Source organism: Methylobacterium sp. E-041 (assembly GCF_022829665.1).
Classification (GTDB): domain Bacteria; phylum Pseudomonadota; class Alphaproteobacteria; order Rhizobiales; family Beijerinckiaceae; genus Methylobacterium.
In genome coordinates, this window is sequence record NZ_JAKSYQ010000200.1 from 1 (window position 1) to 10771 (window position 10771).

At 61.4% G+C, this 10771-nt stretch carries 14 protein-coding genes; 10 read left to right on the forward strand and 4 right to left on the reverse strand.

The annotated features are described in order from the left end of the window. The 9 genes from MKK70_RS19235 to MKK70_RS19275 all read left to right on the forward strand — a co-directional run. On the forward strand, positions 1-246 hold a 246-nt coding region (locus tag MKK70_RS19235; protein ID WP_243949386.1), incomplete at its 5' end, for a DUF2382 domain-containing protein. Continuing rightward, positions 243-1118 carry a YsnF/AvaK domain-containing protein gene (locus MKK70_RS30685; protein ID WP_279603718.1) on the forward strand — a complete coding sequence of 292 codons (876 nt, stop codon included), beginning with the start codon at positions 243-245 and terminating at the stop codon, positions 1116-1118. The genes MKK70_RS19235 and MKK70_RS30685, both read left to right, overlap by 4 nt. A gap of 75 nt (positions 1119-1193) precedes the next feature. Next, positions 1194-1466 (forward strand): hypothetical protein, encoded by a 273-nt coding sequence (locus MKK70_RS19245; protein ID WP_243932262.1) that lies wholly within the window; start codon positions 1194-1196, stop codon positions 1464-1466. A 28-nt stretch (positions 1467-1494) separates the two neighbouring features. Further along, a complete protein-coding gene (locus MKK70_RS19250) occupies positions 1495-1941 on the forward strand; it encodes a YidB family protein (RefSeq protein ID WP_243949397.1) in 447 nt (148 codons plus the stop codon). A gap of 111 nt (positions 1942-2052) precedes the next feature. Beyond that, complete coding sequence (locus tag MKK70_RS19255; RefSeq protein ID WP_147726154.1) at positions 2053-2244, forward strand: hypothetical protein; 192 nt, start codon at positions 2053-2055, stop codon at positions 2242-2244. A 63-nt stretch (positions 2245-2307) separates the two neighbouring features. Then, positions 2308-2670: a CsbD family protein gene (locus MKK70_RS19260; RefSeq protein WP_243949387.1), complete on the forward strand. Its 363-nt coding sequence runs from the start codon at positions 2308-2310 to the stop codon at positions 2668-2670. A 1054-nt stretch (positions 2671-3724) separates the two neighbouring features. Next, positions 3725-4201: a hypothetical protein gene (locus MKK70_RS19265; protein WP_243949388.1), complete on the forward strand. Its 477-nt coding sequence runs from the start codon at positions 3725-3727 to the stop codon at positions 4199-4201. A gap of 7 nt (positions 4202-4208) precedes the next feature. Beyond that, positions 4209-4538: a hypothetical protein gene (locus MKK70_RS19270; protein ID WP_243932265.1), complete on the forward strand. Its 330-nt coding sequence runs from the start codon at positions 4209-4211 to the stop codon at positions 4536-4538. A 34-nt stretch (positions 4539-4572) separates the two neighbouring features. Beyond that, positions 4573-6786 carry a putative bifunctional diguanylate cyclase/phosphodiesterase gene (locus MKK70_RS19275; protein WP_243949390.1) on the forward strand — a complete coding sequence of 738 codons (2214 nt, stop codon included), beginning with the start codon at positions 4573-4575 and terminating at the stop codon, positions 6784-6786. Positions 6787-7237: 451 nt separating this feature from the next. Here the strand turns inward: MKK70_RS19275 and MKK70_RS19280 are convergent, their stop codons facing one another. The 3 genes from MKK70_RS19280 to MKK70_RS19290 are packed head-to-tail and all read right to left on the reverse strand — an operon-like array spanning position 7238 to position 9062. Then, the gene (locus tag MKK70_RS19280; RefSeq protein WP_243949392.1) at positions 7238-8059 is read right to left on the reverse strand and encodes a Crp/Fnr family transcriptional regulator; all 822 of its coding nucleotides are present in this window, start codon (positions 8057-8059) and stop codon (positions 7238-7240) included. Further along, positions 8032-8295, reverse strand: a complete 264-nt coding sequence (locus tag MKK70_RS19285) for a hypothetical protein (protein ID WP_243949394.1) — start codon at positions 8293-8295, stop codon at positions 8032-8034. Before MKK70_RS19285 ends, MKK70_RS19280 begins: the two co-directional genes overlap by 28 nt. A gap of 2 nt (positions 8296-8297) precedes the next feature. Further along, positions 8298-9062, reverse strand: a complete 765-nt coding sequence (locus MKK70_RS19290) for a Crp/Fnr family transcriptional regulator (protein WP_243932269.1) — start codon at positions 9060-9062, stop codon at positions 8298-8300. A gap of 272 nt (positions 9063-9334) precedes the next feature. Between MKK70_RS19290 and MKK70_RS19295 the strand changes: the two genes are divergently transcribed. Beyond that, positions 9335-9583 carry a DUF6894 family protein gene (locus MKK70_RS19295; RefSeq protein WP_243932270.1) on the forward strand — a complete coding sequence of 83 codons (249 nt, stop codon included), beginning with the start codon at positions 9335-9337 and terminating at the stop codon, positions 9581-9583. 360 nt (positions 9584-9943) lie between these two features. Here MKK70_RS19295 and MKK70_RS19305 read toward each other — a convergent pair whose 3' ends face one another. After that, entirely contained in the window at positions 9944-10189 is a 246-nt protein-coding gene (locus MKK70_RS19305; RefSeq protein WP_243932271.1) for a hypothetical protein, read from the reverse strand. Positions 10190-10771: the final 582 nt, after the last annotated feature.

The window sequence follows — 10771 nt, forward strand, 5'->3', positions numbered from 1 at the left end:
GGCGAGACGCCCCCGGTGGTCCGGGAGGAGAACGGGGTGACCATCATCCCGGTCCTCGAAGAGATCCTCGTCGTCGAGAAGCGCCTCGTCCTACGGGAGGAGGTGCATGTCCGCCAGACCACAGCGGACGAAGACGTCGAGATGCCGGTGACGCTGCGCAGACAGCACGCCGTGATCGAACGCGTGTCCCCAGAGGGGCACGTCACGGCCCTGGCTTCAGCACAAGAATCGGAGATCGAACCATGACCCAGACCATCACCGCCATGTACGACACCTACCCCGAGGCTACCGCTGCCAAGGCGAAGCTCGTTGCCCTTGGCATTCCCGAGGTTGGGGTTCGGATACTGTCCGGCAGCAAGGCCGGTACTGCCGCCGTCACGACCCAGGAGGAAGGCATGTGGGGCTCGCTGAAGGAGTTCTTCATGCCTGAGGAGGATCGCCACCTCCACGCCGAGGGCCTGCACCGGGGCGGGACCATGCTGACCGCGACCGTCGAGGACGGATACGCAGAGCGGACCTACGACATCCTGGAGGAGCACGGCTCGATCGACATGGATGAGCGTGAGGCCTCCTGGCGCAAGGAGGGCTGGACCGGGCAGGCGACCGGCGCGCCGGCCATCGCTACCACCCCGACAGCCGCGACCGGCACCACCGGCCTTCATGCGACGGGAACGACCGAAGCCGTTGCGGCGGACGGGAGCGCTCGGGGTACGGAGTACATCCCGGTGGTCGAGGAGCGGCTGAACGTCGGCAAGCGCATGGTCGACAGCGGCCGTGTCCGGGTCCGGTCCTACGCGGCCGAGAAGGCCGTGAGCGAGAACGTCACCTTGCGGGACGAGACCGTGCACGTCGACCGGCGCGTGGTCGATCGGGCAGTGACCCCGGGCGATATGGCGTTGTTCGAGGACAAGGTGATCGAAGCCACCGAGATGCGTGAGGAGGCGGTGGTCTCGAAGGAAGCCCGTGTCGTCGGCGAGGTCGGTATCCGCAAGGATGCGGCCCAGCGCGTCGAGACCATCACCGACAAGGTACGCCACACCGAGGTCGAGGTCACCGACGAGCGCGGCAACGTCGAGCGTACCGGCACTGCCGGCACCCTCCCGCACAAGCCGGTCTGAGCCTCGTCACGGGGGCGGCCGCCGGCCGTCCCCGTCCCGCGTCGACGCATGCACTCGTCATCGGACGCAACCGCCATGATCCCGTTCCGCATCCTTGGCCTGGCAGCCCTCGCGGCCCTGCCGACCGTGACCGCTCACGCCCGCGATCTCGGCGTCTCCGAGGAGGCGCTACGGTCGGCCTGCACCGGTGATTACCTCAGGCTTTGCGCCGGCATCGATCCGAACGGCGACCACGTCGAGGCCTGCTTCCGAGCCAAGATGGCAAGGGTCTCCGAAGCCTGCCGCAGTGCCATCGCCGGATACCGCGTCCTGGAAACCACCAACGAACGGCGCGCGCAGTCGCGGTGAGCGCCCAACCCACCACGAGGAGACGATGATGGACGACGGCTTTCCTTCGATGACCGCCCTGCTCGGGCTGCTCGCCGTGGCGGGCTACCAGAACAAGGACAAGATCGCCGAGATGCTGAAGGGCGCCTCCGACGCCAACCCCTCCGGCGCTACGCCCGGCCAACCGGGCCTTGGCGGCATACTGGGCAACCTCGGCGGCGTCGGCGCCGGTGGACTGCTCGGTGGGGGCCTCGGCCAGCTTATCGAGCATTTCCGTGGCAACGGTCACGGCGAGGCTGCGGATTCATGGATCCGGCAGGGCCGGAACACCGAGATCCCGGCCGAGCATATGCATTCCGCCCTCGGCCCCGACCTGCTCGCGACCCTGACGAAGCAGACCGGCCTTTCGAGCGACGAACTCCTTTCCAGGCTCTCCCGGGAGCTTCCCTCGGCGGTGGATCGCTACACCCCCGACGGCAGGCTGCCCGCCCATTGAGGCGTTGCACCTGAGGACATCCTGCATGCCGGTCGGGATCCCTCCCATCCGGACGCGCCGGTCGACATGACCGCAACGAGCACCGTGACGGTGCCACCCGAGGAACCCATTATGGCCAAGACCGCGCACGCTGAGGCTGCCAAGCACCACGAGGCCGCCGCCAAGTCGCACAAGACCGCCGCCGAGCACCATGAGAAGGGCGACGAGACCGCCGCCGCCAAGCACTCGAAGGAGGCCCACGGCCACTCCGAGAAGGCACACGAGAGCTCGACCAAGGCCCACGGCAAGAGCGCCAAGAAGTAACAGCCCCCATCCAACCACCGGACGCGCATCCCGCGCGCCCGGCCTCAACCTGGAAGAAGGATCATGGACGGGAACCGCCTCACCGGCGTGGCGAAGGAATTCGGCGGCAAGGTCCAGGGCGCCGTCAGCGACGTCACCGGCGACCACGATACAAAGGCCAAGGGCGCCGCCAACGAGGCCAAGGGCAACGTCGAGAACCTGTACGGGCAGGCCAAGGACGCTGTGCGCGACGTAGCCGACCAGGCTTCCGACCTTGCGCAGGGTGCCATGAAGCAGCGTCGCGACGCCATCCCCGACGCCGAGCGCGCCTGCCGACAGAGCGCCGACACGGTGACGAGCTACGCCAAGGAGTCCCCGCTGATGATGGCCACGATGGCGGGCGCGCTCGGCTACCTCCTCGCGATGGTCGTTCACGGACGCCGCTAGGTCAGGCCCCCATCCGCATCACCCCGCAGGTCCGGACAGCACCAGTAACGATCCCACCTAACCTGTGGGTCAGCCACCCATTGCCGATGGCCCAATGCATCTGCTTCCAACCTTTGCCGTTTCGAAGGGAACCGGCGGAAATCTAACCTTTTCTGACATTATGACCGCCAAGCTGACTGGGTTCAGGCCCTCAGGACCTAGAATGGCCTGCCACTTGGCCCTGTTCTGATGCCGTCAGAGGATGTCTGAGAGCGTCCGCGATATTCTGTGGGATGTCTTGGCCTTGAACCGGCAAGTCTTGACTAAGGACTTCAGTTCAGGCCACTGCGCGCTGCTCAGCATCGTTCCTCCTGCATCAGAGAAACGATATCGCTGATCAAGCCAATCCGTTCTGGCGACAATAGACTTCAGTTCGCCGTGACCCGGTCGAGATTGTTGGGCAGAGGCCGCGATCAATGCAAGGAAAGAAGAGTCGCCGGGAGACGCTCGGCGCCTTCCATCGCGCTTACAGCTGGCAATCGCTTCCGCTGCAACACTATCAATTACCGCGGCGACAGCGTTAAGTACCGCCACGAGATCGGCTGCCGTCCCTTATAGCACATGGACGGCGTCATCCAAGCCTTCGCGCCATTCGAGTGTGAAGCAGCGCGTAAGGTCGGTCGCCCTGCCCGGTGTACTGGCGGGCGCTACGATGGGAGTTCGATAAGTAAGGATCTGTTAAGTCCCATCCTACGGGAGTTGGACGTTTTGCCGCGGCGCTTAGCAACGAAGATCCAGTTTCGCTCCTTTTATGTTCAGTCACAAGCGGATCCGTCGCCGGTACATACCAATTTATCTTTTGATGATTTCGGGTAGATACGATAAATGTTGCTAATTTAAGACTTTATTAGGCGTCCAGATTTCACTTTAGGCAATAGAGGTAGCCTTTCAGGACCGACGCCCCTTCCCGAACAATCAGCGTCGTCCGTGGGATTGTCACACGCGCACGCTTAGCTCGGGTGCGTCGTATCACGAAGTCAAGCCGAGCAGCCCTTCACGAACAGAGCTTTGCCGCATGCGCTCGAACCTCTCCCTCAAGGTTGCACTGCCCGCCGCCTTTAGCCTTGTTGCCTTGATCTGCGTGGGTCAAAGCGTTCTATTTATCCACAAGGCCGCCGGTTTTCGTCACGGCGTCACGCGGGTCGCAACCAACTGGCTCCCTTCGCTCGCTGCCATGAACGAGATTACGGGCGAGGCGTCCGACTTCGGGATCAAGCAGCTGAGTCACCGCACCTGCTCTGATATCACCTTTCGGCTTGCTGAGAATGAGGCACAGCTCACTGTCATCCATGCCAAGCTCGCGACCGCCCGCAAGGCCTTTGAACCACCGATATTCCCGGCCAAGCAGCATGCGCTGTACGAGGCTTTCTCTGCTACCTGGACGGGGGCGACCGCGAGCCAGGTGTTGGCCAAGGCCTCGGAGCTATCACCCCAGGTTGAGCCCCTCACCGCCGAGGTTGAGCACTTACTCGTCACCACCCGGGCCGCATAAGATAGCAATGGCCGAGATCCTCCCCTTCACCGGGCAGCTGAGTCGCGAGGGCGCAGAGCGTCTCACGACCGCCCTGGCGCAAGCCTTCGCCAGCGGAGCCGACCTCGGCTCGCGCCGGTCACACATCCGCGCGCTCGGCCTCTCGCTTGGATCCCTTGTCGAAGCCCTGCGCGCCGAACTCGATCGACTCGACGACTGCCTGGCGGGTACTTTCCTATCATCGTCCGGCTATCCTGAGTTCCGCGCGCTACTCGCCGATTTCGAGCGCTTCGCCGACCTAGCCAGTGCCTACCGTGCCGCCGACACGCCCGACGCGCTCGACCGCCCGGTATCGTGATCCTAATTCCCCCCCCCGATCTCGGAGTTAGACGGTGTCCGATTCCCTTGCCTCGCTCGACGAGGAAGCCCGCCTGCGGGCGCTCGCCGCGCTGGCTGCGCACGACTGGCTTAACGCGTCCCCTGATCCGGTACTCGCCCACATCGTCGAACTTGTCGCACGCTTGTTGGGCGCGCCTGCCGCCTTCGTTTCGCTCGTCGATAAAGATCGGCAGGTGTTCCATGCCAAAGTTGGCATCGGCTTGTGCGAGACCACCCGGGACATCGCGTTTTGCGACCGGACCATCGCGCAGGACGGCGTTCTTGTGGTGCTGGATGCTTCGCGTGATCCACGGTTTAGAGACAATCCACTCGTCACCGGCGAGCCGTTCATCCGCTTCTATGCGGGAGCACCGCTACGCACCGCCGACGGCCATGCCATTGGTACGCTCTGCCTCGCTGGCTCCGAGGCACGCACCGACTTTACCGAGGCCGACCGGCGCACCCTGTCCGACCTCGCCCGCCTTGCGCTTGATCGGCTGGAGTTGCGCCGGCTCGAAGTTGCCCGCTGTGCCCTGCAAGCTCGGTTCGAGCACATGGCAGCGACCTCGCCCGATGCAATCATCTGCGCGGATAGCTGCGGGCAGATCACCGTCTGGAGCGCGGCGGCCGAGCGTCTGTTTGGATATACGGTACCTGAGGCATTGGACCGGCCCGTTGCCCTGATTTTACCCGAGAGGATGCGCGGAGGTAACGAGGGTGACCTGCGTCGGATGGCGAGCTCCGACGGTAGTCTGAGCGGGCGCACAGTCGAACTGATTGCCTGCCATCGGAACGGGGATGAGTTCCCAATCGAGTTGTCGCTGTCGACGTGGTGCGAGGAGGGAAAGCCCGCCTTTGGCGCGATCGTGCGTGATGTGCGACAGCGCCGTGCCGTCGAAGACCGTCTGTTCCGTCTTGCGCACCTCGATCCGCTGACCGAGTTGCCGAACCGCGCCGTCCTGCGCGGTCGGATCGAGGCGGCGATCTCGGGCGGGCGGGCGGCTGCCGTCCTGATGATCGACCTCGACGGGTTTAAAGAGATCAACGATGCACACGGCCATAGCGTGGGGGATGCCGTGTTGCAGACCGCCGCTAGGCGTCTACGCATTACCGTTAGTCCAGACAGTATTGCAGCTCGGTTCGGTGGAGACGAGTTCGCTGTTGTGCTGCCGGGCGTCGGCGACCCGGTTGCGGCTGTCGGCACGGCTGAGGCGGCGATCGCTGCGCTCTCCGAGCCGTATGATATCGAGGGCTTGGTCCTGCGTGTTGGCGCTAGCGTCGGCGTCGCGCTCAGCCCGGCCCACGGCGCGCGTGAGGAGGATCTGGTGATCTGCGCCGATGCCGCCCTGTACCGCGCCAAGGCGGACGGACGCGGACGCTGCCGCCTCTTCACGCCCGATATGCGCGAGGCCGCCCAGCGCGATCGAGCCTGTCGCGACGGATTGCGCAGAGCGGTCGAGCGCGGTGAGTTCGTGCTGCACTACCAGCCCCAGGTACGCCTCTCCGACGGCGCACTCACAGGTGCCGAGGCCTTGATCCGGTGGCAACACCCCGAGTTGGGCTTGCTGGCGCCAGCCGCGTTCCTAACCGTCCTTGACGAGGGACCAGACGCTGCTCGGATCGGTGATTGGGTACTGCGCACCGCCTGCGCCCAAGCTCGGGCGTGGCGCGACGGCGGTCTACCATCGTTCCGGATCGGGGTGAATTTATGCGTAGCCCAGTTCCGCCGCGGGGATCTTGTCGAACGCGTCGCTTCAGTGCTCACCGAAACCGGCCTGCCAGCGAGCGCATTGGAATTGGAAATTACCGAGACGATCATCCTACGAAACGATCCGGGTGTGGTCACTGCGCTACGGGACTTGCGCAGGTTGGATGTCGGGATCGCCTTCGATGATTATGGCACGGGATACGCCTCGCTCAGCCTGCTCAAAAGATTCCCTCTGACACGCCTCAAGATCGACCGCAGCTTCGTCAACGGGCTGTGCGAAGACCCGCGGGATGCAGCAGTCGTGCGGGCAGTCATCAAGCTGAGCCGCAGCTTCAACCTGGAGGTGATCGCCGAGGGGATTGAGACCGACGAGCAGCGCCGCCGCTTGCTGGCCAAGGGATGTCAAGAAGCTCAAGGCTACCTCTTCGGAAGGCCGATGGCAGCGGCTGCGTTCGCGGCACACTATGGTGTGGGCAATTGTCGTGCCGACGGCCGGTCAGGAAGTCGTCTTGGCGTTTAGCGAGGCGGCAGAGAACTGAAGCTCGAAGCGATCAGACATATGAAAGCTGGTTATACTTATTATTAGATTTAAGAAATTGATATTATTATTGGTAACCCGGCCGGACACACTGTAGGCTTGTCGTCGTATATTTTTAGATTGGTATCTTTGCTTCCTAACGCGCCCCCTTTAGAGGATGCCAACGTGCCTGAGCATCTTCGATCGCAAGCCACAGCTTCATCAGTGTGGCCAGTTCGCCGATCTCTTTTTGCGACAAATCTTCAAGAAAAGCGTCAGAGGTATGTGCAAAGCTTGAGCGATCGCTTCGAGTCGAAATCTGAGATATTTGGACATGCTCAAATCGCAAATTCGTAAGACAACTGCTTTTCTCCGAAATCCGAAACTTAAAACATCATCATTTGATGAGGCCTAAAATGGCTGTTTGTGTTGCAATATCAGGAACGATAGCAACCTAACGAGTCTCGCGAGAATTCAAGTGGAGGTAATTTCGATTAAAGCCGCAAAAGGCTTCAAGGCGCGCGACATCTGGAATGTCTACTCGGCCGCGTTTCAGCCTGATCAAGTCTTGGTCGCGCAAATCGCGCAGCATGCGGTTAAGATGCACGACTGTAATCCCGAACACGTCAGCGAGTTCGTTTTGCGTCATCTGTAGCTCGTAGTTGCTCGCCGTCGCACGACCGATAGCCTGCATGCGGACCAGCAATTCGCAGAAGAAATGCGCTACCATCTTAATCGCTGAACGCTGGCCCATGCTGGTCATCCACTCCCGCATGATCCCCTTGTCCACGAGGGTGGCCCACCAGAAGGCGTTGGCGATTTGAGCACTGGTTGTGATCAGGTCGAGGATCGTCGCGCGAGGGATCGACGCCACCTCGCAGGGGGTGAAAGTGCCGATGCTGTGATCGCGCTGCGCCAGGATCGTCACATGGAGGTCGCAGAAATCACCAGGTAGCAGCAGGCCCAGGATCTGGCGCTTGCCATCGGGCAGGATTTTGTAGCGATACGCGAGGCCTTCCACCACGAGCAGCACAGCCTCAGGGCGGTCCCCCTCACGGCTGAGATCGTAGTCTGCCTCGACCTGCCAAGTCGTGTCCGAGAGTGACTGGAGCGCGACTCTGTCGGCCTCATCAAGATCGGATGCGTGTTCGAGCTTCTGAATAAGCACGTTCGGAGCTGCACGTGGCCTTTGCGGGAACGGTTTCGTGTCATCCAAGCGAAGTAAGCTCTGCAACGTCCCGAGTTCGGTCACGCTTTTTGGTGCTGTCGCAGCCATCGCGTTGCCTCCTCCAGCGTGGCGAAAATCGGCGCTGAGATCCCGAAAAGCCGTCCGAAGGCCGCCTCGACGAACCAGCCCTTGCCCATTTCGTGGCCCGGGGTATCGAGGCGCACCAACACCGCGATCAGCAAGCCGTTGGCCAGGACCGGTCGCCCTTCGCAATCTGGGCTGCTAGTGTCGACCATGATCGGCTGCAGCACGAGCAACGTCTCGACGTTGTCTCGCGCATCCATGTCTAACCTCCGCGGAGCTGATTCAGCCATGGCTCGCTCCGGCGCGCGCCCCAACGGGTGTTCTTGAGATGGAGATAGTTCGGCGTGAACCGGCAGAACGCCTTCAGTCTCTCAACATCGTGGATCGTCAGAACGCGCTGTTTGATCGTAATCAGGCCGAGATCACGAAGCTCTCTCAGCGTGCGGTGCACGTGAACGGCAGAGAGGCCCATTGCATCCGCAAGCTCCACCTGTGTGAACGGGAAGGCGTAGCTGTCGTTCGTGACCTTCCCGACAGCATCGAGCCGGACCAGCAGTTCGCAAAGGAGATGAGCGAGACGCTGGTCCGGTGTACGGCCACCAAGATTGACCAACCACTCGCGCAGGACCGCCTCATCGACGAGGGCGCACCACCAGAAGGCCCGAGTTATCTGGGGGTGAGACCCGGTGATCTCGTCGACTGCCCGACGCGGTATGTCGACGACCTGGCACGCGGAGATCGTGCCGATGTTGTGGTCCATCTGATCGAGGATGAACACATTCAGATTGCAGAAATCCCCTGGGACCATCAGGGCCATGATCTGGCGTTTGCCATCCGGCAGCACCTTGTAGCGGCAAGCGAGGCCGTCGAGGATTAGATGAACGTTCTCCGGTTCGTCACCCTCTTGGATCAGATCGACTCGTGCACCGACCTGCCGGATGCGTGGCACCAGACCCTCCAGGGCCTGTCGATCTTCATCCGACAGGGCCTCGAAGCATTCCAGCTTTCGGGTCAGTGCATGCTGCATCACGCCTCGACGTATGTATGGATATCGGGAGCGTATATCAAAAAATACCTTTAGGATTTCATCATTTGATGACTTAAGAACCCGCAGCGCATAAATTTTACTTTCTGATCAATCCTGTCAGCATTCAGAAATTCTTCGATGAGGAGCTGAATGTTCCGCAATGGTCGATAAATCACACTTTTGATGTATTTTCCTTCCTCTCAATCTGATACTGTTAGGTCCTGGCGAACGTGGGCGAAAAATCGCTTCCGCCTGATTGTGCGGAGTGCTGAATGCTTCGGTATTATTTTCACGTCTACGACGACGATAATAGCTCGGACGATGAGGGTGTTGAATTCGTGAACATGCGAGCCGCTGGTGTTGAGGCATTTCGTTTCGCCGGGGATCTCTTTAAGGCTAAGGCAGAGCAGATGCTAAGCGGAGAACCGTGGCACATGGAGGTCAAAGATCAGCAGGGTCTCGTAATTATACGGCTCGATCTTAAGCTGAGCGGTTTTCTCCTGGACGCATCTGCTTCATAGTCAGGTGTTATTATGTGCTCCTTGTGTTGGGCGCTACCCCTGTCGCCCCGATCTGACGGCGGATGTCGTTGCTGCCGTAGCTCTTGTCAGCCAGCATGAGCTGGCAGGTCGGCGAGCGCTTCAAGAGTTGCGCTCCCGCCTTGCAGCCCGACACCTAATATAGATAAAGGCATCGCGCTCTCCTTCGAAAACGCGCAATCGAATCAGACTGCGCGCCTCACCGCTACCCGCGACTCAATCCGAACAGGAATAGCTCCAGCGACCCTGAAGCGGAGAAGACGGTCGAGCTCTATCCGTAGCGGGGGATGTGAATATGTCGGTCACGCGCCCTGATGTCGTGGTCGGCCGTACAGGGGCGCCTCAATGCTTCGCGCCTATGACGCGTCGTCGATCATGTGGCGATGACAACGCGCGCATGCGGCGAGGCTGCAGTTCGGAAACGTCCAGGAGAACTTTCGCCCCCTGAATAGCGGAGAGTGTTACGGGACTGGCCCCCTGCCACCGCGCCTCGTACTCCAGCATATCTAATTGCTCGATCATCGCCCGAACCGCTTGGTCACTTTGCCCGGTCGGAAATCTGCTCAGCAGATCGATCAACATGTCCATGTGCCGGCACGCGGCCGGGGGGAGACCACTCAGCGCCATATTGATCGTCCTGTACCGCCCCGTGAGCAGGGATCTTGCCAGGATGCTCCGGGGTGGACGCTCTCATTTGATGATTGGCGTGTCACACTCTCCGCATCACCGTAGCATCTTGCCTACCACCCGAGCCCGAGGGCGCGGGTGTCCTCGCTAGGCTCGGCGGTACGTATGTGCTCAATCACTGCTCTCAGGGCGGGAAGGGCTGCCGCGCGGGTCTCGGCCAATCTCGCCTCCGTCATGTCGTGTGGTTCGGCGAAAGCAGCGGACGCCCCCAGCGCTACGTCGATTGCCATCGAAAGGTGGCAGGATGTTAATCCGCTGCCAGCACTTTCTCGTTCCTGTCTGAGCGGAGGTTCATCACCGGCGGCTTGGACTGACGCTTGATACCAACTGGCATTGATCATAACCGATAGGCCCACTGTCTCAGTCCGATGGACATGATGAGCCAGGGTTGGGCGACGAAGCGTTTCGAGTCCTCACAACACCGATCGAGGATGTCGTCGTAGGAGTGTAAGATCCGGTCGCCTAGCCAGTTGTGGCTATGTA

Excerpts from the sequence above, each read along its gene's own strand:
- MKK70_RS30685 (WP_279603718.1), top strand. The coding sequence starts at position 243 with ATGACCCAGACCATCACCGCCATGTACGACACCTACCCCGAGGCTACC.
- MKK70_RS19245 (WP_243932262.1), top strand. The coding sequence starts at position 1,194 with ATGATCCCGTTCCGCATCCTTGGCCTGGCAGCCCTCGCGGCCCTGCCG.
- MKK70_RS19250 (WP_243949397.1), top strand. The coding sequence starts at position 1,495 with ATGGACGACGGCTTTCCTTCGATGACCGCCCTGCTCGGGCTGCTCGCC.
- MKK70_RS19255 (WP_147726154.1), top strand. The coding sequence starts at position 2,053 with ATGGCCAAGACCGCGCACGCTGAGGCTGCCAAGCACCACGAGGCCGCC.
- MKK70_RS19260 (WP_243949387.1), top strand. The coding sequence starts at position 2,308 with ATGGACGGGAACCGCCTCACCGGCGTGGCGAAGGAATTCGGCGGCAAG.
- MKK70_RS19265 (WP_243949388.1), top strand. The coding sequence starts at position 3,725 with ATGCGCTCGAACCTCTCCCTCAAGGTTGCACTGCCCGCCGCCTTTAGC.
- MKK70_RS19270 (WP_243932265.1), top strand. The coding sequence starts at position 4,209 with ATGGCCGAGATCCTCCCCTTCACCGGGCAGCTGAGTCGCGAGGGCGCA.
- MKK70_RS19280 (WP_243949392.1), bottom strand. The coding sequence starts at position 8,059 with ATGGCTGCGACAGCACCAAAAAGCGTGACCGAACTCGGGACGTTGCAG.
- MKK70_RS19285 (WP_243949394.1), bottom strand. The coding sequence starts at position 8,295 with ATGGATGCGCGAGACAACGTCGAGACGTTGCTCGTGCTGCAGCCGATC.
- MKK70_RS19290 (WP_243932269.1), bottom strand. The coding sequence starts at position 9,062 with ATGCAGCATGCACTGACCCGAAAGCTGGAATGCTTCGAGGCCCTGTCG.
- MKK70_RS19295 (WP_243932270.1), top strand. The coding sequence starts at position 9,335 with ATGCTTCGGTATTATTTTCACGTCTACGACGACGATAATAGCTCGGAC.
- MKK70_RS19305 (WP_243932271.1), bottom strand. The coding sequence starts at position 10,189 with ATGGACATGTTGATCGATCTGCTGAGCAGATTTCCGACCGGGCAAAGT.